At 61.5% G+C, this 23,968-nt stretch carries 15 protein-coding genes; 5 read left to right on the top strand and 10 right to left on the bottom strand.

The genetic code is table 11. The annotated features are described in order from the left end of the window. Positions 1-16: 16 nt before the first annotated feature. Together ETEE_RS08920 and malK are read right to left on the bottom strand one after the other, a co-directional pair. On the bottom strand, positions 17-1,297 hold the full coding sequence (locus ETEE_RS08920) for a maltoporin (protein ID WP_034163031.1): 1,281 nt from the start codon (positions 1,295-1,297) through the stop codon (positions 17-19). 65 nt (positions 1,298-1,362) lie between these two features. Next, complete coding sequence (gene malK, locus ETEE_RS08915; RefSeq protein WP_012847091.1) at positions 1,363-2,472, bottom strand: maltose/maltodextrin ABC transporter ATP-binding protein MalK; 1,110 nt, start codon at positions 2,470-2,472, stop codon at positions 1,363-1,365. Positions 2,473-2,956: 484 nt separating this feature from the next. Between malK and malE the strand changes: the two genes are divergently transcribed. The 3 genes from malE (at position 2,957) to malG (ending at position 6,764) form a co-directional block, all read left to right on the top strand. After that, on the top strand, positions 2,957-4,150 hold the full coding sequence (gene malE, locus ETEE_RS08910; protein ID WP_034163032.1) for a maltose/maltodextrin ABC transporter substrate-binding protein MalE: 1,194 nt from the start codon (positions 2,957-2,959) through the stop codon (positions 4,148-4,150). A gap of 137 nt (positions 4,151-4,287) precedes the next feature. Next, complete coding sequence (malF, locus tag ETEE_RS08905; protein ID WP_034163033.1) at positions 4,288-5,859, top strand: maltose ABC transporter permease MalF; 1,572 nt, start codon at positions 4,288-4,290, stop codon at positions 5,857-5,859. Between the two features lie 14 nt (positions 5,860-5,873). Next, positions 5,874-6,764 carry a maltose ABC transporter permease MalG gene (gene malG / locus ETEE_RS08900; RefSeq protein ID WP_034163034.1) on the top strand — a complete coding sequence of 297 codons (891 nt, stop codon included), beginning with the start codon at positions 5,874-5,876 and terminating at the stop codon, positions 6,762-6,764. A gap of 76 nt (positions 6,765-6,840) precedes the next feature. Here malG and psiE read toward each other — a convergent pair whose 3' ends face one another. Continuing rightward, positions 6,841-7,248: a phosphate-starvation-inducible protein PsiE gene (psiE, locus tag ETEE_RS08895; RefSeq protein ID WP_012847085.1), complete on the bottom strand. Its 408-nt coding sequence runs from the start codon at positions 7,246-7,248 to the stop codon at positions 6,841-6,843. A gap of 234 nt (positions 7,249-7,482) precedes the next feature. Between psiE and ETEE_RS08890 the strand changes: the two genes are divergently transcribed. After that, positions 7,483-8,730, top strand: coding sequence for a dicarboxylate/amino acid:cation symporter (locus tag ETEE_RS08890; RefSeq protein WP_034163036.1), 1,248 nt, complete (start codon positions 7,483-7,485; stop codon positions 8,728-8,730). A 60-nt stretch (positions 8,731-8,790) separates the two neighbouring features. Here ETEE_RS08890 and pgi read toward each other — a convergent pair whose 3' ends face one another. Continuing rightward, positions 8,791-10,440 carry a glucose-6-phosphate isomerase gene (gene pgi / locus ETEE_RS08885; RefSeq protein ID WP_034163037.1) on the bottom strand — a complete coding sequence of 550 codons (1,650 nt, stop codon included), beginning with the start codon at positions 10,438-10,440 and terminating at the stop codon, positions 8,791-8,793. Positions 10,441-11,256: 816 nt separating this feature from the next. Here pgi and lysC point away from each other — a divergent pair. Continuing rightward, positions 11,257-12,606: a lysine-sensitive aspartokinase 3 gene (gene lysC, locus ETEE_RS08880; RefSeq protein ID WP_034163038.1), complete on the top strand. Its 1,350-nt coding sequence runs from the start codon at positions 11,257-11,259 to the stop codon at positions 12,604-12,606. Between the two features lie 47 nt (positions 12,607-12,653). Here lysC and metH read toward each other — a convergent pair whose 3' ends face one another. From metH to yqiA, 6 genes are all read right to left on the bottom strand, one after another. Next, positions 12,654-16,355 carry a methionine synthase gene (metH, locus tag ETEE_RS08875; protein WP_051905083.1) on the bottom strand — a complete coding sequence of 1,234 codons (3,702 nt, stop codon included), beginning with the start codon at positions 16,353-16,355 and terminating at the stop codon, positions 12,654-12,656. A 262-nt stretch (positions 16,356-16,617) separates the two neighbouring features. Continuing rightward, the gene (gene ftsP, locus ETEE_RS08870; protein WP_034163040.1) at positions 16,618-18,036 is read right to left on the bottom strand and encodes a cell division protein FtsP; all 1,419 of its coding nucleotides are present in this window, start codon (positions 18,034-18,036) and stop codon (positions 16,618-16,620) included. Between the two features lie 48 nt (positions 18,037-18,084). Further along, positions 18,085-18,828: a 1-acylglycerol-3-phosphate O-acyltransferase gene (locus tag ETEE_RS08865; RefSeq protein ID WP_034163041.1), complete on the bottom strand. Its 744-nt coding sequence runs from the start codon at positions 18,826-18,828 to the stop codon at positions 18,085-18,087. Between the two features lie 92 nt (positions 18,829-18,920). Next, positions 18,921-21,197 carry a DNA topoisomerase IV subunit A gene (gene parC / locus ETEE_RS08860; RefSeq protein WP_034163042.1) on the bottom strand — a complete coding sequence of 759 codons (2,277 nt, stop codon included), beginning with the start codon at positions 21,195-21,197 and terminating at the stop codon, positions 18,921-18,923. 185 nt (positions 21,198-21,382) lie between these two features. Then, a complete protein-coding gene (parE, locus tag ETEE_RS08855) occupies positions 21,383-23,278 on the bottom strand; it encodes a DNA topoisomerase IV subunit B (RefSeq protein WP_034163043.1) in 1,896 nt (631 codons plus the stop codon). A 106-nt stretch (positions 23,279-23,384) separates the two neighbouring features. Continuing rightward, positions 23,385-23,966 (bottom strand): esterase YqiA, encoded by a 582-nt coding sequence (gene yqiA, locus ETEE_RS08850; RefSeq protein ID WP_034163044.1) that lies wholly within the window; start codon positions 23,964-23,966, stop codon positions 23,385-23,387. Positions 23,967-23,968: the final 2 nt, after the last annotated feature.

The raw sequence follows: 23,968 nt of genomic DNA, 5'->3' as shown, positions 1-23,968 counted from the left end.
GCACCGCCTCAGGCCCTTACCACCAGGCTTCCATCTGGGCGCCGAACGACCACCCAGGCACCCCCTCAGCGCGGATATCGCCCGGCTGGGTATTAACCTGGATACCGTCTTTATCGGTGTTCCAGTTGTTCTTCCCGTTCGCATAGGTGGTGAAGATGCGGATGGCGGGGCGCGACCACACGCTGTCACCCGCCTGCCACTGCTGCGCCAGCGTCAGCTTGTACAGCTCGTTGCGGGCACCGGTTTTCTGCGATTTCACATTGTCATAGCCCGCCTCAAACAGGGTGCTCATCGTCGGCGTCCACTTGTACATCGGACGTACGCCGGCGGTATACCAGGTCGAGCCGTTCTGAACATCGTGGTCGACATCCTGATACATGGCGACATACATCAGGCCCCACTTATCGTTGAAGTCCATAGCACCGTGGTCGAGCACGCGGATCAGGTGACCATCGTTGTTAACGTCAGAGCCGCTGGAGTGGCCCGCATTGTTGGTATTGCTCATCGCGTCGGTCGCATACTGCACGACAAACTTGTTAAAGCCGCCCCACAGAGACTGGGTATGCTCGGCGGTGAACATATAGCCGTCCTTGGTCGCGCCCGGTGCCAGGTGGTAACCGTCGTCCAGATTGGCGCGACCATAGTCAAAGCCCAGCTCCAGCGAGCCGCCCGGGTTGGTCTGCAGTCCGGCCAGGCGGATGTCATACACATCGTTGGCCGTATTGCGGATATATTTCTCGTTGCTTTGATTCACGAAGTAGGAGTAGGAGCCGCCGGATTCGGTGTTACGGGTCACCGCCAGAGAGAGCTTACCGAAGCCGAGGTCGATATTTTCCAGACCGGCACCCGGACCGGAGATATCCCAGTAGTAGAAGTCGATCATATGAACGTCGTGACGCTGGTAGTAGCGCTTACCGGCCCACAGGGTCGAGTCGGGCAGCCAGGTAATCACGTTCTTACCCTGCACATTGATCTCACGGAACGCCGGAGAGGTTGACTCCCAGTCGTTGGCCTGATCGATACCGTAGGCCACGTTGGTATCCAGGTAGAAGCTCTGATCGCCGCTCTTCCACAGCTCTTGGCCCAGCTTCAGTTCGGCGTAGGTATCGCACTCGTTGCCAAGGCGGTATTTAGAGCCGGCGCCATCAGCCTGAAAACACTTCTGATCGCCGCCCTTGGAGCTCCAGCCGATGCCGGAACGGGCGTAGCCGTGAAAGTCGACTGCCATGGCCTGAGCCGACAGCACGACGCTGGCTACAGCCAGCGCCAGCGGAAGTTTGCGCATATTCATCATCATTCTCCTGTTAGGGGTGCCTAACGGCGTTATTATTGCTTTTTAATGCGTTGTCACAGGGTGGGGAGCTACACTCCCGGCTCCTGATACAACCGCTGACAGGCGCTGCCGTCCTCTCGAAACAGGTGGCAACGTTCCGCAGGCAGGCCGATGGCTAGCGTGGCGCCTTCATCGACCAACACCACGTCGTTCTGGCGATACACCAGGTTTTGACGCAGGGCCGGGATTTGGATATGGATCTGGGTTTCGTTCCCCAGCTGCTCGACAACCTGAACCTCGCCCGACAGCGTCACATCGGCCGCGGCGCTGGGCACCAGATGTTCGGGGCGGATCCCCAGCGACAGGTTGCTGCCGGGACGCAGCCCCTCTCCCGCCACCGGCAGCCAGATATGCTGGCCGTTGGGGAGCTCAACCCGTACACGCTGCGGCTGCGCCTCGCTCACTTTGACCGGCAGGAAGTTCATTTTGGGCGAGCCGATAAAGCCGGCGACAAACCGATCGGCGGGATAGTGGTACAGCGCCAGCGGCTTACCGACCTGGGCAATCCGGCCGGCGTCCAGCACCACAATCTTGTCTGCCAGGGTCATCGCCTCAACCTGATCGTGGGTGACGTAAATCATGGTGCGCTGCAGACGCTTGTGCAGACGGGAGATCTCGATGCGCATCTGTACCCGCAGCGCGGCATCCAGATTAGAGAGCGGCTCATCCAGCAGAAAAACGTCCGGCTCCGCCACCAGAGTGCGGCCAATGGCCACCCGCTGACGCTGACCGCCGGAAAGCGCCTTGGGGCGCCTGTCCAGCAGGTGCGCCAGCTGCAGGATCTCCGCCACCTGATTCACCCGCCGCTGGATCTCCGCCTTGTTGACGCCGGCCAGCTTGAGGCCAAACGACATGTTGTCCGCGACCGACAGGTGCGGATACAGGGCATAGGACTGAAACACCATGCCGATGCCGCGCTTCGCCGGCGGTACATCGTTCATCCGCACCCCGGCGATCTGCAGCTCGCCGGAGGTGATGTCCTCCAGGCCGGCGATCATGCGCAGCAGCGTCGATTTACCGCAGCCCGAGGGCCCAACGAACACCACAAACTCGCCATCCTCAATGTCCAGGTTAATATCCCGGGAGATCACGGCCTCACCGTACGCCTTATACACATTACGCAGTGATACGTTCGCCATGCGCCGCTCCTGTCCGTTGCCAAGGGATGGCCGCAGCGCGCCGCAGACGGCGGGGGAAAAGGGCGCTGCGCCTCAATGAATGGACACGATAGTGCGCGAAAAACCCGCGCCCAGGGATCATCCATCGGCGCTTTTTTGCTGGCGGAGGAGATGGGAGGATAGCGCCTGCCGGATCGGGGCGAAGGGCGCCGCGGCGGCGGAAGAATCGTGATCGTGACTGCAAAATCGACCCAGAGATTTCGTGCCATTCACCACATATTGCCAAGTTGTGTTAAGCAGATCACAAGAAAGCCCCGCAGGGCGTAGAGTGGGGGAGGATGAGAATCCGGCGGGTCTCGCGGACTATGACACAACATCGGCGCTCCTGCCCCCGGCGAACGGCCGGAACACGGCGATAGCCCCATGAGCGCAGCGTACGAGACGCGACCATCGACCCCCGGCCCGCGTTCGTGAACTCCCCCGACAGGACTACAAGGACTGCACTATGACAAAGACATCCGCTATAAAAACCATCGCTCTTAGCGCACTGGCCGCACTGGTCATCTCTGCGCCGGCGCTGGCCAAGATCGAAGAGGGTAAACTGGTCATCTGGATCAACGGTGACAAGGGGTATAACGGTCTGGCGGACGTGGGCAAGAAGTTCGAGCAGGAAACCGGTATCAAGGTCACCGTGGAGCACCCGGACAAGCTGGAGGAGAAATTCCCCCAGGTTGCGGCCACCGGTGACGGGCCAGACATCATCTTCTGGGCCCATGACCGCTTTGGCGGCTATGCCCAATCCGGCCTGTTGGCCGAAATCCATCCGTCCAAAGCGTTTCAGGAGAAGCTCTACCCCTTTACCTGGGACGCGGTGCGCTACAACGGCAAGCTGATCGCCTACCCCATCGCCGTCGAGGCGCTGTCGCTGATTTATAACAAAGATCTGCTGCCCACCCCGCCCAAGAGCTGGGAGGAGATCCCGGCGCTGGACGGCAAGCTGCGCGCCCAGGGCAAGAGCGCTATCATGTGGAACCTGCAGGAGCCCTACTTCACCTGGCCGCTGATCGCCGCCGACGGCGGCTATGCCTTCAAGTATGCCAACGGCCGCTACGAGACCCATAACGTCGGCGTCGACAACGCCGGATCGCGCGCCGGCCTGCAGTTCCTGGTCGACATGGTGAAAAACAAGCATATCAACGCCGATACCGACTACTCCATCGCCGAGGCGGCCTTTAACAAAGGGCAGACCGCCATGACCATCAACGGCCCCTGGGCCTGGTCCAATATCGACAAGAGCGGCATCAACTACGGCATCACCCTGCTGCCGACCTTCAAGGGGCACCCCTCCAAGCCCTTCGTCGGCGTGCTGAGCGCCGGGATCAACGCGGCCAGCCCGAACAAAGAGCTGGCGACCGAGTTCATTGAGAACTACCTGCTGACCGACAGCGGCCTGGCAATGGTCAACCAAGACAAGCCGCTGGGCGCCGTGGCGCTGAAGTCATATCAGGAGATCCTGGAGAAGGATCCGCGCATCGCCGCCACCATGCAGAACTCGCAAAACGGTGAGATCATGCCGAATATCCCGCAGATGAGCGCCTTCTGGTACGCCGAGCGCGCCGCGATCATCAACGCGATCAACGGCCGTCAGAGCGTGGCTCAGGCGCTGGAAAGCGCCAAGGAGCGGATCCTCAAAAAATAATCTCCGGCTGACCCGCCGCCTGCCCGCCGGTTCCCCCGCTGACGGGCGCGGCGGGCTCATCACCGCATTAACCTGATGCCAACCGCGCCCGAACGGCGCGCCGTCACCGGTGTGGCAAGTAAAACGAGGGCGTGTCCATGTCACTATCCCAAACTGAATATCCGGCCAGCGAGCCGCGCCGGCTCTGCCCGCGCACCGGGCTAAAATGGCTGGCGGTCGGCCTACTGACGCTGCTGACCGGCTATCTGACTATCGTCATGTATGCCCAAGGCGAATACCTGTTCGCCATGCTAACCCTGATCCTGCTGGGGGGCGGACTGTATATCTTCGCCAACCGGCGCGCCTACGCCTGGCGCTATGTCTATCCGGGGCTAGCCGGCATGGGGCTGTTCGTCCTGTTCCCGCTGATCTGCACCATCGCCATCGCCTTTACCAACTACAGCAGCACCAACCAACTCAGCCAGGAGCGCGCCCAGTCGGTCCTGCTGCAGCGCCTGTTCACCAGCGGTCAGAGCTACGCGTTCAGCCTGTATCCGGACGGCGGCCAATGGCGCCTGCAGCTCACCGACGCCCAGAGCGGTCAACGCTACCTTTCCGACCCCTTTGATCTGGGCCAGCCCGACCTACAGATTTCGATGGCGGCGGCAGACGGCGCGCCGCAGGGCAGCGCCGCCACGCTGCGCACCGTGACCCAGCACCGTCAGACGCTGAACAGCCTGGTCGCCCTGCTGCCCGACGGCACCGCGCTGCGCATGAGTTCACTGCGTCAGTTCGCCGCCAGCCGCCCGCTCTACACCCTGGGCGACGATGGCCGCACCCTGACGGACAACCAAAGCGGCATCGCCTACCGCCCCAATATGCAAAGCGGCTTTTATCAGGCGGTCAACGCCGACGGCAACTGGCGCAGCGAGCGCCTAAGCCCGGGGTTTACCGTGACCACCGGCTGGAAAAACTTTCTGCGGGTGCTCAACGATGAGGGGATCCGCCAGCCCTTTATCAGCATCTTTATCTGGACCCTGGTCTTCTCGGTGCTGACCGTCATCTTTACCGTGGCCGTCGGGATGGTGCTGGCCTGCGTGGTGCAGTGGGAGGCGCTGCGCGGACGCGCCGCCTATCGGGTGCTACTGATCTTGCCCTATGCGGTGCCAGCGTTTATCTCCATCCTGATCTTCAAGGGACTGTTCAACCAAAGCTTCGGCGAGATCAACATGATGCTCAGCCAGCTGTTCGGCATCCGACCGGCCTGGTTCAGCGATCCGCTCACCGCCAAGGGCATGATCCTGATCGTCAACACCTGGCTCGGCTATCCCTACATGATGATCCTGTGCATGGGGCTGCTGAAGGCGATCCCCGAGGATCTGTATGAGGCCTCGGCCATGGACGGCGCCGGGCCGCTGCAAAACTTCTTCCGGATTACGCTGCCGATGCTGATCAAGCCGCTGACGCCGCTGATGATCGCCAGCTTCGCCTTCAACTTTAATAACTTTGTGCTGATCCAGCTGTTAACCAACGGGGGGCCGGATATGCTGGGAACCTCGACACCGGCCGGCTATACCGACCTGCTGGTCAGCTATACCTACCGCATCGCCTTTGAGGGCGGCGGCGGACAAGACTTTGGCCTGGCTGCCGCCATCGCGACCCTGATCTTCCTGCTGGTCGGGGCGCTGGCGATCCTCAATCTGAAAGCCAGCAAAATGAATTTTGACTAAGGAGATGCCTGACTATGGCCATGGTTCAACCCCAATCCCTGCGCTATCGCCTGTGGCTCACCCATTTGCTGATGATTCTGTTTATCGCGCTGATCATGTTCCCTCTGCTGATGGTGATCGCCATTTCGCTGCGCGCCGGCAACTTTGCCACCGGCAGCCTGATCCCGGACCAGATCTCCTGGGAGCACTGGAAGCTGGCGCTGGGTATCAGCGTGACGGCGCCGGACGGCCGCGTGACCCCGCCGCCGTTCCCCGTGCTGCTGTGGCTGTGGAACTCGATCAAGGTCGCGGTCACCACCGCGCTGGGCATCCTGGCGCTCTCCACCACCTGCGCCTATGCCTTCGCTCGCATGCGGTTCCGCGGCAAATCCTCGCTGCTGAAAGGGATGCTGATTTTCCAGATGTTCCCGGCGGTACTGTCGCTGGTCGCGCTGTATGCCCTATTCGATCGGATCGGCCAGTACGTGCCGTTCCTCGGCCTAAATACCCTGGGGGGCGTCATCTTTGCCTATATGGGCGGCATCGCCCTGCACGTCTGGACCATCAAGGGCTACTTTGAAACCATCGACGGCTCGCTGGAGGAGGCGGCGGCGCTGGATGGCGCCACGCCGTGGCAGGCGTTCCGTCTGGTGCTGCTGCCGCTTTCCGTACCGATACTGGCGGTGGTGTTCATCCTCTCCTTTATCGCCGCCATCACCGAGGTGCCGGTCGCCTCGCTGCTGCTGCGCGACGTCAATACCTATACGCTGGCGGTCGGCATGCAGCAGTATCTCAATCCGCAAAACTACCTGTGGGGGGATTTTGCCGCGGCGGCGGTGCTGTCGGCGATGCCGATAACCGCCGTCTTCCTGCTGGCGCAGCGTTGGCTGGTGGGCGGTCTGACCGCCGGCGGCGTGAAAGGCTAGTTTATGCGTTACCCTTAAAAAAGCAGTAACCTGTGTGCGTAACTGGCGGCCTGCGGGCCGCCCTTTTTATACCCCTCTATTCGCGCTTCAGACGATCGGTGTTAGCTAGATACAGCGCGATCACCAGCACCAAAATGGCGAACGAATAGATCAGCGTATCGTTGGGGCTCTCGTGATCGACGATGATCAATCGGATGATCGCCGTGATGCCGATATAGATAAAGTAGCGCAGCGGAAAGTGATAGCCTGATTGAAAATATTTAACAATCAATGCAATAAACTCGAAGTACAGAAAATAGATCACGATCCCTTCCACCAGCATATAGGTCGACGCGTTCTGGTTGGCGTCAAACAGCACCCCGGCCAGCGTGAACGTCTCCTTCGCCAGAAAGATCACCAGAATCGCCGCCAGCGCCATCAGGCCGATATTCAGTATCCACTGCAATACCGTGGCGACACGGTTTGCGCGCTCGGTTCCCGGCATAAAGTAACTCCTTGCGTAATAGCTGTATAATGTGAGCTAGTTAACAATATTGCCGTTTTGCCGTCTATCCCCCTGCGCCAAAAAACCCGTCGGCGTCGCGTGCGGCGCGGCGAGCGTCACACAAATTTGGCGCCGGCGGCGACAAGGGCTGATAATGAGCATAATCCGTCAGGATCAACACACCCTCCGCCGCCGCGCGGTAGCAAGAAAAGGCTCGACTGAGATTCCCACACAATGCATATACTCCGACACTATACGTTTACCCTCTGCCTGCTGCTGGGCATTATCCTCGGCGGGCTGGCCGGCGTCCTGTTTGGCGAACGGGCGACCCTGGTTCAACCCATCGGCGAACTGTTCCTAAACCTGATGTTCGTGGTGATCGTTCCGCTGGTATTCCTCAGCATCGCCTCCTCTATCGCCGACATGCGGCAGATGTCGCGCCTGGGCAAAATAATGGGAACGGTCTTCTCGGTTTTCATCGCCACCGCCCTGTTCGCCGCGCTGATCGGCTTTGTCGCCACCCATCTGTTTAACCCGTTCCACAACGTGGATACTCAGTCGCTGATAGCCCACCTGCCTCCGGCGCCGCAGGAACAGAGCAAGGGGCTGGGCGAGGTGATCGTCTCCACCTTCACCGTACCCGATTTTCTACAGCTGTTTACTAAGTCCAATCTGCTACCGCTCATCGTCTTCTCTATCCTGTTCGGCCTGGCTACGGCCTTCAGCGGCGAGCAGGGCCGTCCCGTCGCCCAGTTTCTCAGCGCCGGCACCACGGTGATCCTGAGAATGGTCAAGATCATTATGTACGCAGCGCCGCTGGGGCTGGGCTGCTACTTCGCCGCCACGGTCGGCGCGCTGGGGCCGCAAATCATCCACGGCTATCTGAATGCCTTCTTGCTGTACGTGGTGCTGACGGTGATCTACTTCTTCGGCGCCAATACGCTGTACGCCTTTATCGCCGGAGGGCGCCCCGCCGTTCGCCTGTTCTGGGGCAACGTATTTACACCGGCCATCACCGCCATCGCCACCGCTTCCAGCGCCGCCTGCATTCCGGTCAACCTGGTGGCCAGCAAGAAAATGGGCGTACCGGCGGATATCGCCGAGACGGTGATCCCGCTGGGTGCCAACACCCATAAGGACGGCTCGGTTATCGGCGGCATCATCAAGATCGTCTTTCTGTTCACGCTGTTCGGCCGCGACATGAGCGATCCGATGAGCATCGCGGCCATCATCAGCGTGGCGTTCCTAGTCGGCGCCGTCATGGGGGCTATTCCCAGCGGCGGCATGACCGGCGAACTGATGATCTGCGCCGTGTTCGGCTTTTCGCCGGAGTTGGTCGGCACCATCATGATCATCAGCACCATCATCGATATTCCGGCCACCCTACTGAACTCCACCGGCAATACGGTCTGCGCCATGCTGGTCACCCGCTTTGTTGAGGGTAAGGCGTGGCTACAGCGCCGATGGGAAACGGCGGAGTAACGCCGGCGCCAGACGTAAAAAAACCCGGACAAGTCCGGGTTTTTCTTTGGCTGCGCGGCGTTATGCCCGCCAGGCCTTGAAACGGTTGATCAGGGCATTGGTCGAACTATCGTGGCTGCGTACCGGCTGCGCATCCTCCAGCTCCGGCAGGATACGGTTGGCCAGCTGTTTACCTAGCTCAACCCCCCACTGATCGAAGGAGAAGATGTTCAGTATGGCGCCCTGGGTGAAGATCTTGTGCTCATACAGCGCAATCAGCATCCCCAGGCTGTACGGCGTGATTTCACGCAGCAGGATGGAGTTGGTCGGGCGGTTCCCCTCAAACACCTTAAACGGCACGATATGCTGTACCTCTGCTGCGCTCTTGCCCGCCTTGGCAAACTCCTCTTCTACCGCTTCACGGGATTTACCGAACGCCAGCGCCTCGGTCTGGGCAAAGAAGTTGGACAGCAGCTTGCTGTGATGATCGCCCAGCGGGTTATGGCTGATGGCCGGCGCGATAAAGTCGCAGGGAATCAGCTTGGTACCCTGGTGGATCAGCTGATAGAACGCGTGCTGGCCGTTGGTACCCGGCTCGCCCCAGATGATGGGGCCGGTCTGGTAATCCACGGCCTGACCGTCGCGATCGACATATTTCCCGTTCGACTCCATGTTGCCCTGCTGGAAATAGGCCGGGAAGCGGTGCATATACTGATCATAGGGCAGAATGGCTTCGGTTTCGGCGCCGAAGAAGTTGTTATACCAGATGCCGATCAGCGCCAGCAGTACCGGCAGATTCTGCTGCAGCGGCGCGCTGGCAAAGTGGCGGTCCATGGCATGGGCGCCGGCCAGCAGCTGCTCGAAGTTATCGTAGCCGATGCTCAGAGCGATAGAGAGTCCGATGGCTGACCACAGGCTGTAGCGGCCACCGACCCAGTCCCAGAACTCAAACATGTTGGCGGTATCGATACCGAACGCCGCCACCGCCTGCGCGTTGGTGGACAGCGCGGCAAAATGCTTGGCCACATGACGCTCATCGCCGGCCGCCTGCAGGAACCAGTCGCGGGCGCTGTGGGCATTGGTCATGGTCTCCTGGGTGGTGAAGGTCTTTGAGGCCACCAGGAACAGGGTCGTCTCCGGGTTCAACCGCTGCAGCGTCTCAGCGATGTGCGTACCGTCGACGTTGGAGACAAAATGCATGGTCAGGTGATTTTTGTAAGGGCGCAGCGCCTCGGTCACCATGTAAGGGCCGAGATCGGAACCACCGATACCGATATTCACCACGTCGGTAATCGCCTTACCGGTGTAGCCCCGCCACTCGCTGTCGATCACCCGGGCACAGAACTGCTTCATCTTGGCCAGTACGGCGTTAACCTCCGGCATCACGTCTTTACCGTCAACGCAGATCGGCGTGTTGCTCCGGTTGCGCAGCGCGATGTGCAGCACGGCGCGGTCCTCGGTACGGTTGATTTTCTCACCGGCGAACATGGCGGCGATGGCGCCCTGCAGATCGGTTTCACGGGCCAGCGCCTGCAGCTTTTCCAGGGTCTCTGCGTTAATCCGGTTCTTGGAGTAATCGACCAGCATCTGATCGTCGAAGGTAGCAGAGAACTTAGAGAAACGGTCGGCATCCGCGGCGAACAGATCGCGCATCTGCACGGACTTCATCTGCTCGAAATGCTGCTGCAGCGCTTGCCAGGCAGCAGTACGGGTCGGGTTGATATTTTTCATAGCGACGCCTTATGCTTGAGTAACGGTCGGTGGTTTCCGAGGCGCCGTTCAGCGGCTGAACGCGCCCCGCACATTCCGGATAATCGCCGCTCCCGGGAACGACAGGGATGACGGCATAGGGTACCGGTTCATCTTTTCCTACGTGCGTTAAATTGTATCCATTTCACGCCGTGTTGCGATCCCTTTTATTGCGATCGACTAAAACTCTCACCCCTGATACTGCCTGATACTGACTCCATTCAGCAACCATTGTTTCCCACGTGGAAAATCACGGCGTCATCCGCGGGAGTCCACGGGGGTGAACGGCCGGGACGCCAAGAGACAGCGGCGATTTTTTAGGCATCAAGATTAGCGGATACGATGTCTATACGCCGTTGACTCGCGAGACCTAATGATCAAGCAATTGATTTTATTTCATATATTTCAATATGATAAAAACAATAATCAGTAACGGTAATACTGCGCAGGTCAAATTGAAAATCACTCATCCCAATGCCATTGACACACCCGGCATAAGCCGTTATTTCTAAAAATGCCCTGTACATCCCGTGTACAGGCCTGTCTGCGCCTATCGTGGCGGTACGCCGGCCCCGGCATCGCCAGCTGACCCGGCTCGCCGGGCAACCGCGCAGCGGCCATCTGGGCACCCCCTTGGGCTGTCACCTCGTACCCCTGCCACGGTGGAAGGCGCGGTAAGGTGGAGTACCTGCGGAGCGCGCGTATGCCGCCCCGTACCGTTTAGCGCGCGCCCGGCGCCGGGCTAATGGAATGACCCGCCGGACAACACGGACACCGGCCCCTGACACGAGGCATCACATGCAACAGACAATCATTGCAAAGTTTGGCGGCACCAGCGTAGCCGACGCCGACGCCATGCTGCGCTGCGCTGACATCATTCTCTCCAATCCCGCCGTACGCGTGGTGGTGCTTTCGGCCGCCGCGGGCGTCACCAACCACCTCATTGCGCTGGCCGAGGGTCAGGAGAACGCAGAACGGCTGCGCCTGATAGGCGAGATCCGCCGAATTCACGACGCGATCCTGGCTGCGCTCCCCGACGGCGCCGTGGTACGCAGTGAAATTGAGCGCATGCTGGAAAATATCGCCATGCTGGCCGAAGCCGCGGCGCTGGCCACCTCCGCGGCGCTGACGGATGAGCTGGTCAGCCACGGTGAACTGATGTCGACGCTGTTGTTCAGCGAGCTGCTGCGCGTTCGTGGCGTCAGCGTTGAGTGGTTTGATATCCGCAGGATCATGCGCACCGATGACCGCTTTGGCAAAGCCGAGCCGGATCGGGAACAGCTGCAGGCGCTGGCGCAGCAGTCTCTGGCGCCGCGCCTGACCAAGCACCTGATCATTACCCAAGGGTTTATCGGCAGCGAGTGCAAAGGACGCACCACGACCCTGGGACGGGGCGGCAGCGACTATACCGCCGCCTTGCTGGCCGAGGCGCTGGACGCGGCGCGCGTCGATATCTGGACCGATGTGCCGGGGATCTATACCACCGATCCACGCATCGTTCCCGCCGCTCGGCGCATCGATGAGATCGCCTTTTCCGAGGCGGCCGAAATGGCGACCTTCGGTGCGAAGGTACTGCACCCGGCCACCCTACTGCCGGCGGTGCGCAGCGATATCCCGGTCTTCGTCGGCTCCAGCCGCGATCCCGGCGCCGGCGGCACCCTAGTATGCAATAAAAGCGCGCAGCCTCCGCTGTTCCGCGCGCTGGCGCTGCGGCGCAACCAGACGCTGCTGACGCTGCACAGTCTGAATATGCTGCACGCCCGCGGCTTTCTGGCCGAGGTGTTCGGTATTCTGGCCCGCCACCGCCTCTCCGTGGATCTGATCACTACCTCAGAGGTTAGTATCGCGCTGACGCTGGATACCACCGGCTCTTGCACCGGCGGCGCCAGCCTGTTGACCAGCGCCCTGCTGACCGAGCTTTCCGCCCTGTGCCGGGTCGAGGTTGAGGAAGATTTAGCGCTGGTAGCGCTGATCGGTAACCAGCTCAGCAGTGCCTGCGGCGTTGGCCGCCGGGTATTCGGCGCGATGGAGCCGTTCAATATCCGCATGATCTGCTACGGCGCCAGCAGCCATAACCTGTGCTTCCTGGTGCCGGGCAGCGATGCCGATGCGGTAGTGCGCACCCTGCACGCACGCCTGTTCGAATAGCCCGGTGGGACGCTTATCCGGCCCCACGGGGCCGGATAAGCGGGGGCTTACTCCACCTCATAGCCCAGATTGGGCGCCAGCCAACGCTCGGCCTCCGCCAGCGGGATCCCTTTGCGCGCGGCATAGTCCGCCACCTGATCGCGCTGCACGCGCGCAACGGCAAAGTACTTACTGTGGGGATGGCTGAAGTACCAGCCAGACACCGAGGCGCCCGGCCACATCGCGTAAGACTCCGTCAACCGCATGCCGGTATGGCGTTCGACGTCTAAAAGACGCCACAGCGTGGCCTTTTCACTGTGCTCCGGACAGGCCGGATAGCCCGGCGCCGGACGAATGCCGCGATAGTTTTCGCGGATCAGCTGCTCGTTGTCCAGCGCCTCATCGGCGGCATAGCCCCAGTGCACTTTGCGCACCTGCTGATGCAGGTATTCGGCAAAGGCCTCCGCCAGACGGTCGGCTAACGCCTTCACCATGATTTTATGATAATCATCGTGCTGCGCATCAAAGGTCTGCGCCAGCGCCTCCTCCTCCAGCCCGCCGGTCACGGCAAAGGCACCGATATAGTCAGCGATACCGTCATCCGCCGCGGCGATAAAGTCGGCCAGGCAGTAGTTGGGCCCCGTGCTTTTATCGCTCTGCTGACGCAGATGGTGGCTGATGGCCAGCACCTCGCGGCGGCTCTCGTCGCGGTAAATCAGCACATCGTCCCCCCGCCGGTTTGCCGCGAACAGGCCAAACACCCCGCGCGGCGTCAGGCTGCCGGACGCCTCCAGCGTATCCAGTAACCCATTGGCATCCGCAAGCAGGCGCCGCGCCTCCTCGCCGACCACCTCATCCTGCAGGATACGCGGGTATTTCCCGGCCAATGACCAGGTGAGGAAAAACGGCGTCCAGTCGATATAGTCGCGCAGACGCCCAATCCCCGGCTGCACCGTCTGCACGCCTAAGCGCCGCGGCACCGGGGGCGGACAGGCGGACCAGTCGGTGACGACGCCATTGGCGCGCGCCTGTGCCAGCGTCACCGGCGGCGTGCGCCAATGGCGACCATGCTGGGCACGCGCCGCATCGTACTCCCGGCGCGTCCGCTCGATAAACGGACCTCGCTGCGCCTCCGACAGGAGGGCTGCCACTACGCCGACGGTGCGCGACGCATTCTGCACATAGACCGTCGGCCCGCCGTAGGCGGGGGCAATCTTCACTGCCGTATGCGCCTTGGAGGTCGTCGCCCCGCCGATCAGCAGCGGCAGCGTGAACCCCTGCCGCTCCATTTCGCTGGCCACGTTGACCATTTCATCCAGGGAGGGGGTGATCAGCCCCGACAGCCCGATGATATCGACCCGCTCCTCGCGCGCCACCCGCAGGATACGTTCGGCGGGCACCATCACCCCCAGATCGATAATTTCATAGTTATTGCACTGCAGCACTACGCCGACGATGTTCTTGCCGATGTCGTGTACGTCGCCTTTCACCGTCGCCAGCAGCACCTTACCGGCGCTGCTGCCGCGCTGCTTGCTGGCCTCGATAAACGGCGACAGATAAGCCACCGCCTGTTTCATCACACGCGCCGATTTCACCACCTGCGGCAGAAACATCTTACCGTCGCCAAACAGATCGCCGACCCGATTCATCCCCGCCATCAGCGGCCCCTCGATCACCGCAATCGGCCTATCGGCCTCCAGACGCGCCGCCTCGGTATCCTGCGCAATGAACTCGCCGATGCCCTTGACCAAGGCATACTCCAGGCGCTGAGCCACCGGCCAGCTGCGCCACTCAGCCTGCGGCCCCTCCGCCTGCGCGCTGCCCTGCGTGTCGCGGTAGCGCTCCGCCAGCGCCAGCAGGCGATCGGTGGCATCGGGTCCCCGGTTCAGGATCACCGCCTCGGCCGCCGTACGCAGATCGTCCGGCAGGTCGTCATAGATAGCCAACTGTCCGGCGTTAACGATCCCCATGTCCATGCCGTGGCGAATCGCGTGATACAGAAAGACCGCGTGGATCGCCTCACGCACCGCCTCGTTACCGCGGAAAGAAAAAGAGACGTTCGACACCCCACCAGAGATCAGGGCGTGAGGTAATAGCGCCTTAATCTCCGCACAGGCTGCGATAAAATCGACGGCATAGTTACTGTGCTCTTCAATGCCGGTGGCCACGGCAAAAATATTGGGGTCGAAGATGATGTCTTCGGGCGGGAAACCGATACGCTCGGTCAGCAGCTGATAGGCGCGACGGCAGATGGCCACCTTACGCTCCCGGGTATCCGCCTGCCCCTGCTCATCGAAGGCCATCACCACCAGCGCGGCGCCAAAGCGGCGCACCTGACGGGCGTGCTGCAGAAAGTTCGCCTCTCCCTCTTTGAGGGAGAGCGAGTTGACAATGCCTTTCCCCTGGATGCACTTCAGCCCCGCCTCGATCACCGACCAGCGAGAGGAGTCGATCATCAGGGGCACCCGGGCGATATCCGGCTCGCCGGCGATCAGGTTGAGGAAGCGAACCATCGCCGCCTCGGCATCCAGCATACCCTCATCCATATTGATATCGATAATCTGCGCGCCGTTCGCCACCTGCTGACGCGCCACGTCCAGCGCCTCATCATATTTATTCTCTTTAATCAGTCGCTTAAACTTAGCTGAGCCGGTCACGTTGGTACGTTCGCCCACGTTGACGAACAGACTCGTTTCATCGATCGTCAGCGGCTCCAGGCCAGACAGACGGCAGGCCACCGGCAGCGCGGGAAGGACGCGCGGCGCGATGCCCTGCACCGCCCGGCTGATGGCGGCAATGTGCTCCGGCGTGGTGCCGCAGCAGCCGCCGACGATATTCAGGTAGCCCGCGCGGGCCCATTCGGCAATCTGCTGCGCCATCGCCTGCGGCGACAGATCATACTCCCCAAAGGCATTGGGCAGCCCGGCGTTGGGATGGGCGCTGACATGGCACTCGGCAACCCGGGACAGCTCCGCCACGTACTGGCGCAGATCCTCCGGCCCCAGAGCGCAGTTCAGACCGAAAGAGAGCGGACGGGCGTGGCGCAAGGCGTTATAAAATGCCTCGGTCGTCTGCCCCGACAGGGTGCGCCCGGAGGCATCGGTAATGGTGCCGGAGATCATCACCGGCAGCGTAACGCCCAGCGCGGCAAACTCGCACTCCAGCGCATAGACCGCCGCCTTGGCATTCAGGGTATCAAAGACGGTTTCGATCATCAGCAGATCGACGCCCCCCTCAATCAGCGCCCGCGCCGACTCGCGATAGGCCGCCACCAGCTGATCGAAGGTAATATTGCGACAGGCGGGATCGTTAACCTCCGGCGAGATCGACGCCGTACGGTTGGTCGGCCCCAGCACACCCGCCACAAAGCGCGGCTGGTGCGGCGTGCGCGCCGTCCACTCATCGGCACAGGTCCGCGCAAGGCAGGCCGCCCGGTAGTTTATCTCTGGCGCTAGCTCCTCCATGCGGTAATCCGCCATGGCGATGCGCGTTGCGTTGAAGGTGTTGGTCTCCAGAATGTCGGCGCCCGCCTCCAGGTAGGCATAATGAATCGCGCTGATGATATCGGGACGGGTCAGCGCCAGCAGATCGTTGTTTCCCTTCAGATCGCAGGGCCACTCGGCAAAGCGTTCGGCGCGGAAATCCTGTTCGCTCAGCCCGTAGCGCTGGATCATGGTTCCCATACCGCCATCCAATACTAAAATCCGTTTCTCCAGCCGGCGGCGCAACCGTTCATGCGTCGTATTCACACTCACTCCTTGTCCCGTCATGTCGGCAGCACGCTGCCCGATAAGCCCGCTGACGGTTTTACCCGCAAAACCGCCGTTTTTTCCATCCTAGCACAGCTGAAGTGGATAGCGACGGCGCGGCAGTTGAGGCTTTTTCATGTAGCGGAGGACAGGGTGAATGGCAGAGGGATCGTCAACGGTGCACGATGGCGCAGGGGGCAGATCCGGCGCACAGGCGGCAAGCGCGCGCCGTCGATGGGCGCCCCCGCGGACGGCGCACCGCGTCCGCGGGGGAGATCGACCGCTATTGGGCCGGCTGAACCACCATCTGGCCGACGCTACCGCGATCGGCCAGCTCCAGGGTTCCGCTGTAGAACAGAAACGGAAAGTGTTCGGATGAGGGCTGCGGGAAATAGACCAGCAGCGAGACGTCGCCGTCAACCCAGACGCTGTCTTTCCAGCCGCGATCCTCCACCAGCGGCGGCGCGTTGTTGACGCTTTTCACCAGGAACTGGGCCCCCTGAATGTAGAAAGACTGCGGCGTATCGGCACGCACCGTCCAGCGTTCCCAGGTGCCTTGGCGCGCCTGGACATCGATCCGTCCAGGATCCCACAGCGCCCCGTTAATCCCCGGGCTGGAGGCGCTGCCCAGCATGATGCTGCGGTTATTGACGACGTCCCCCTCCGGCAGCGGATCGGCGGCCAGACGCGCTGGCAGAGTATCGGTCATCAGCGGCAGCAGACCGGTAGGACGCAGGGTCAACACCCGGGTAGACACCAGCATCGACGACGGTTCAAACAGCCCGCGCAGGCGATCCATTATCCCGGCGGCCTCGCCGGCCGTGATAGCGACCTCCTCGCCTTTGCTCATGTCGATCAGCACCTCCCGGCGCTCGCCCGGTGCCAGCGGCAGGGTATCGGCCTGCAGCGGCGCCGGCAGCAGCCCCTGATCGCTGGCGATCACGAAGAAGGGACGCCCATCGGAGAGCTGCAGCAGGTAGCGTCGCGCGTTGGAGGCGTTGAGCAGGCGCAAACGTACCCATCCGCGCGATACCTCAACATAGGGGTCCTGCACGCCATTGACCAGCAGGGTATCGCCCAGAAAGCCGCCGGAGGAGGGGGGATCGTATTCGGGAACCCCAAAGTTATCCAGGCGCTTGTCCTGCAGGATCAGCGGAAAATCATCCACCCCATAGTGATTCGGCAGCGGTGCATTCTTGCTGTATTGATCCTCCACCAACCAGAGGCCGGCCAGGCCACTATAGACCTGGGGCGCCATATGGCGTGGGGTATCCGCGTGATACCACAGCGTCGCCGCTGCCTGGCGAATGGGCAGAACCGGAGACCAGTCGACCCCGGGCGACATCTGGCGCGCAGGTCCCCCGGCCAGAGGACCGGGCACCAGCAGGCCGGCGACCTCCATCGCCACGGACTCGCTCAACCGATTGCTGTAGATCAGCTTCACATCGTCACCGCTGTGCACTCTGACCGTCGGCCCCAGATACATGCCGTTCACGCCCCAGGTGCCCACTTTGCGCCCCCCCATGAAGGCCCAGTGCGTGCGCTCCAGCGACAGAAACAGCGGCTGACCGCGGCGTGATTCCAACAACGGCGGCACCGGCAGCACGGCCTGTGCCCCACTCGCCCGAGCCTGTAGCGGCAGTCCGCCGGCGCACAGCGCCAGCCCGGAGGCCTGAATAAACCGACGTCGACTGAGTGACATAACTTCTCCCGTAAATCAAAAATAGCGTCCGGCCAGACCGCGCCGACGTCAGTCGCGTTTAGCCGCCTGCGCCTCGCGCACCGCGACTTCGTCGTCCAGCTGCTCTATCTTTTCGGCCATCAGGGTGCGACAGTGCTCCGCCAGCTCTCGTACCTGATCTTTACCCCAGCGACTGGTATCGATCGGCGGCAGCATTTCCACGATCACCACGCCATTATTCCAGCGATTTAGCTTCACCTTATCGTGGGTGCTGGAAACGCAGATCGGTATGATAGGCACCCCGGCGGCCAACGCCGCGTGGAATGCCCCGGTCTTAAACGGCATCAGGCCACGCCCGCGGCTACGGGTCCCCTCGGGGAACATCCAGAATGAGATGCGGCGGGTACGGAACTGCTCCACCACGGCGGCGATGGTATTGTGCGCCTTGGTACGGTTCTTACGGTCGATCAGCAGGTTACCGGTCAGCCAGTACAGCTGCCCAAAGAAGGGGATCCAGACCAGACTCTTTTTACCGACGGTCACCGTGTTCGGCTGCACCGCATTCGAGGCGGTCACCATGTCGTAGTTGTTCTGATGGTTGGCGATATAGATGGCGTTGCCATAGGTTGCGGCATCCGGCGGCAGGCGCGTTTCAACCTTCAGGCCAAACAGCGGCGATAAGCGGCCAAACCAGTGGCCAAAGCGCGCGACGTGGCGCGGGTTGCGCGGGCTGAACAGGCAGTACAGCGAACCGACAATACAGATAACGAGGCACAGCAGCGTGATCAGTATGACCCGGAAAATGAATAGCATAACAACCTCATAAACAGAATACCGGGCCAGGCGCCCGGGGCACGGTAGCCGCGGCGCTGGCCCTCTCCGGCCGCCGCTGGGCGGCCTTGGAATTACGCGTCGCCGTCGGCGTCCAGACGCAGCGACTGCGGCGCGTCCACATCCACCCGCTCAATGCACTGCAGCCCCCGCGGCAGCAGGGTTCCCTTACGCCCGCGTTCGGCGCGGAACTTCTGCAAATCCTGCGGCTTCATCACCAGCTTACGCTTACCGACATGCAGCGTCAGCGATGTCTGCGGCGCCAGCACCAGCAGCCATTTCAGCGTATCCTCACCGGCGGCGGCCTGCGCCGCGGGGATGGAGACGATCTTATTCCCCTTGCCCTTGGAGAGCTGCGGCAGATCGTGCACCGGGAACATCAGCATCCGGCCGGCCTCGGTAATGGCCAGCAGCATGTCATCGTCACCGTTAATCTCCAGCGGCGCCAGCACCTTGGCATTTTCCGGCAGCGTCAGCATGGCCTTGCCTGCGCGGTTACGCGCGACCAGATCGCTAAAGGTGCAGACAAAGCCATAGCCTGCGTCGGAGGCCATCAGCAGCTTCTGATCGTCCGCAGCCATCAGCACGTGTTCGACGGTCGCCCCCGGCGGCGGCGCCAGCTTGCCGGTCAGCGGCTCACCCTGCCCGCGCGCCGACGGCAGCGTCAGCGGATCGAGGGCATAGCTGCGTCCGCTGGAGTCGATAAAGACCACCGGCTGGTTGCTTTTGCCACGCGCGGAGGCGCGGAAAGCATCGCCCGCCTTATAGTTCAGTCCGCTCGGATCAATATCATGTCCCTTGGCGCTGCGTACCCAGCCCCCTTCGGACAGGACGATGGTCACCGGCTCGCTCGGGACAAAATCGTGCTCGCTCATCGCCCGTGCTTCAGAACGCTCTTGCAGCGGTGAACGCCGCGCGTCGCCGTACGTGTCGGCATCCGCCATGATCTCTTTCTTGATCAGCGTGCCCAGCTTACGCTCGGAGGCCAGCAGCGTTTGCAGACGATCCCGCTCCTGCGCCAGCTCGTCCTGTTCGCCCCGGATCTTCACCTCTTCCAGGCGGGCCAGGTGACGCAGCTTGAGATCCAGAATCGCTTCAGCCTGGGTATCGCTGAGGCCAAAACGCGCCACCAGCACCGGCTTGGGCTCATCCTCGCTGCGGATGATGTGGATCACCTCGTCGATATTCAAAAACGCGCACAGCAGGCCATCCAGAATATGCAGGCGCTTCAGCACCTTCTCCAGACGGTAGTTCAGACGGCGACGCACCGTCTCACGGCGGTAGCTCAGCCATTCGCTGAGGATCTCGCGCAGATCTTTCACCGCCGGACGCCGATCCAGACCGATCATATTCATGTTGATACGGTAGCTTTTTTCCAGATCGGTGGTGGCGAACAGGTGATTCATCAACTGATCGAGATCGACCCGGTTAGAGCGCGGTACGATCACCAGACGGGTCGGATTCTCATGGTCCGACTCATCGCGCAGATCGTCGACCATCGGCAGCTTCTTAGCGCGCATCTGGCTGGCGATCTGTTCCAGCACCTTGGCGCCGGAGGTCTGATGCGGTAGGGCGCTGATCACTATCTCGCTCTCTTCTTTGCGCCATACCGCCCGCATGCGTACCGATCCGCGACCGGTGCGGTAGATCTTGCGGATCTCGTCACGCGGCGTGATGATTTCTGCCTCGGTCGGGAAATCCGGTCCCTGAATGTGCGTCAGCAGATCGTCCAGCGAGCTCTGCGGATTGTCCAGCAGGGCCACCAGCGCCGCCGCGACCTCGCGCGCGTTGTGCGGCGGAATATCCGTCGCCATGCCGACAGCAATGCCGGTCGTGCCGTTCAGCAGGATATTGGGCAACCGCGCCGGCAGGAATTTAGGCTCCTGCAGCGTGCCATCGAAGTTGGCGACATAGTCCACCGTGCCCTGGCCCAGCTCGCTGAGCAAAATCTCCGCGTAGCGCGACAGACGTGATTCGGTATAACGCATCGCCGCGAACGATTTCGGATCGTCCGGCGCCCCCCAGTTCCCCTGCCCATCCACCAGCGGATAGCGATAGGAGAAGGGCTGCGCCATCAGCACCATCGCCTCATAGCAGGCGCTGTCGCCGTGGGGATGATACTTGCCCAGCACGTCGCCGACGGTGCGCGCCGATTTTTTAAATTTTGCGCTGGCGGAAAGTCCCAGCTCAGACATCGCATACACGATGCGGCGCTGAACCGGCTTCAGCCCGTCGCCGATAAAGGGCAACGCGCGATCCATGATGACGTACATGGAGTATTGCAGATAGGCGTCTTCAGTAAACGCATGGAGCGCTACACGCTCACTGTTGTCATGAGTCAGATCGCTCATTGGTCATCCTCTGGACGCGGCCACTGTCCCGCAGGACAGACGATCGCAGTAAAATCATGCAATGGCCGCGATAGTAACGTATTTTTTGCCCGACTGTCACAGCGCGTCACCCAGGGCGGCGCCGTTTCAGGAGAAAACAGAACAGGCCACCCGCGGGCAGCCTGTCGGATGTATGGCGGGGCGCGTCACACGTCCAGCTCAGCCAGATTGCCGTTTTCCTGCAGCCAGTTGCGGCGATCTTCGGCGCGCTTTTTGGCCAGCAGCATATCCATGACGGCAACGGTACGCTCCATATCCTCATCCTCAATGGCCAGCTGTACCAAACGGCGGGTATTGGGATCCAGCGTGGTTTCACGCAGCTGCAGCGGGTTCATCTCGCCCAGCCCTTTAAAGCGCTGCACATTGGGCTTGCCTTTCTTGCGTTTCAGCTGCTCCAGTACTCCGGCCTTTTCCTCCTCGCTCAGGGCATAGAACACCTCTTTGCCGAGATCGATACGGTACAGCGGCGGCATCGCGACATAGACGTGGCCCGCCTGCACCAACGGACGGAAGTGGCGGACGAACAGCGCGCACAGCAGCGTGGCGATATGCAGTCCGTCCGAGTCCGCATCCGCCAGGATACAGATTTTGCCGTAGCGCAGCTGGCTGAGGTCATCGCTGTCCGGATCGATGCCGATAGCGACCGAAATATCGTGCACCTCCTGCGACGCCAGCACCTCGTCGGAGGAGACCTCCCAGGTATTCAGGATCTTTCCCTTCAGCGGCATGATCGCCTGGTATTCACGATCGCGCGCCTGCTTGGCCGAACCGCCCGCAGAATCCCCTTCCACCAGGAATAGCTCGGTGCGGTTCAGATCCTGGGCGCTACAGTCCGCCAGCTTACCCGGCAGTGCGGGTCCGCTGGTTAGCTTCTTACGCACCACCTTCTTTGCCGCACGCATGCGGCGCTGGGCGCTGTTAATCGCCAGCTCGGCCAGCAGTTCGGCCGACTGAACGTTTTGGTTCAGCCACAGACTAAAGGCATCTTTGACCACCCCGGAGACGAAGGCGGCGCACTGGCGTGAGGAGAGGCGCTCTTTGGTCTGCCCGGCAAACTGCGGATCCTGCATCTTGACCGACAGCACATAGGCGCAGCGCTCCCAGATGTCGTCGGCGGTCAGCTTGACGCCGCGCGGCAGCAGGTTACGGAACTCGCAGAATTCACGCATCGCATCCAGCAGCCCCTGACGCAGGCCGTTAACGTGGGTTCCGCCCTGTGGGGTCGGTATCAGGTTAACGTAGCTCTCCGTCAGCAGCTCCCCGCCCTCGGGCAGCCACAGCAGCGCCCAGTCGACCGCCTCGGTATCGGAGGCAAAGGCGCCGGTAAACGGCTGCTCCGGCAGCGTCACCAGGCCATTAACCGACTCCATCAAATAGTCGGTCAGGCCATCCTGATAGCACCAGCGCTGTTCGCTGCCGTTGACCTCATCGCGGAACAGGATCTCCACGCCGGGGCACAGCACCGCTTTCGCCTTCAGCAAATGGGTCAGACGCGAAACCGAGAAGCGAGCGGAGTCAAAGAACTGCGCATCGGGCCAGAAGTGTACGCTGGTGCCGGTATTACGCCGCCCCACCGTACCGCTGACGTGCAGATCCTCCACCTTTTCACCGTTCTCAAACGCCATCTGATAGATCTGACCATCGCGGCGTACACCCACCTCGACCCGGCGGGACAGAGCGTTGACCACTGAAATCCCCACGCCGTGCAGGCCGCCGGAAAACTGGTAGTTCTTGTTGGAGAATTTTCCCCCGGCGTGCAGGCGGCACAGGATCAGCTCAATGGCCGGAACGCCCTCCTCTGGGTGAATGTCGACCGGCATTCCGCGCCCGTTATCGATCACCTCCAGCGACTGATCGGGGTGCAGGATCACCTCAATACGCGTCGCGTGACCGGCCAGCGCCTCATCAACGCTGTTATCGATCACTTCCTGACCCAAATGGTTGGGGCGGGTGGTATCGGTATACATTCCCGGACGGCGGCGCACGGGTTCAAGACCGCTGAGCACCTCAATGGCGTCAGCGTTATAGCTGGATTGCGTCATCTTATGATTCGTAAAAGTAGATATTTGTCAATCAGATGGGAAAAGCAGGGGATACCGTTAGCGCGTCCCCTGCTTTACCCACCCGTCGGTATAGGGCGACGGCGCGCTATTCCGCGTTCAGCCCCAAAAAGTCTATGATTTGCGGGAAAAAGCGCTCAATCCCGACGAAGGCGTGACTCCCCCCCTCTTCAATGGTCTGGCGGCATGGCGTGTAGTAGGTCACGGCCTGACGGTAATCCAGAACTTCGTCGCCGGTCTGCTGCAGCAGCCAGATCAGATCCGGTGACTCCAGAGGGTCCACCTGCATCACCTTCAAATCAAAGACGTGGCGAGACTCTAGCACATATTGCTGCCCGGTGTAGGGGTTCTCATTCTGTCCCAAAAAGTCCAGCAGCAGCTCAAAGGGCTTTACCGCCGGGTTAATCACCACCGCCGGCAGGGTGAAACACTGGGAAAGCCAGGTAGCATAGTACCCCCCTAGAGAGGAGCCCACCAGCCCCAGGGGGCGCCCCGCGCGCTCCATCACCAGTTCCTCCAGCATCTGCGCCGCATCGGCAGGGTACGGCGGCAGCTGCGGGATCAGCATGGTTATCTGCGGGTGGTGCTCGGCCAGCCAGCGCTGTAGCGCCGTCGCTTTGGCTGAGCGGGGAGAACTGTTAAAACCGTGAAGATAGAGAAGAGTAGGCATTA

Source organism: Edwardsiella anguillarum ET080813 (genome assembly GCF_000264765.2).
Taxonomy (GTDB): Bacteria; Pseudomonadota; Gammaproteobacteria; order Enterobacterales; family Enterobacteriaceae; genus Edwardsiella; species Edwardsiella anguillarum.
The sequence above is the reverse complement of the archived record's forward strand: the minus strand, read 5'-3'. Positions and strand labels throughout refer to the sequence as shown.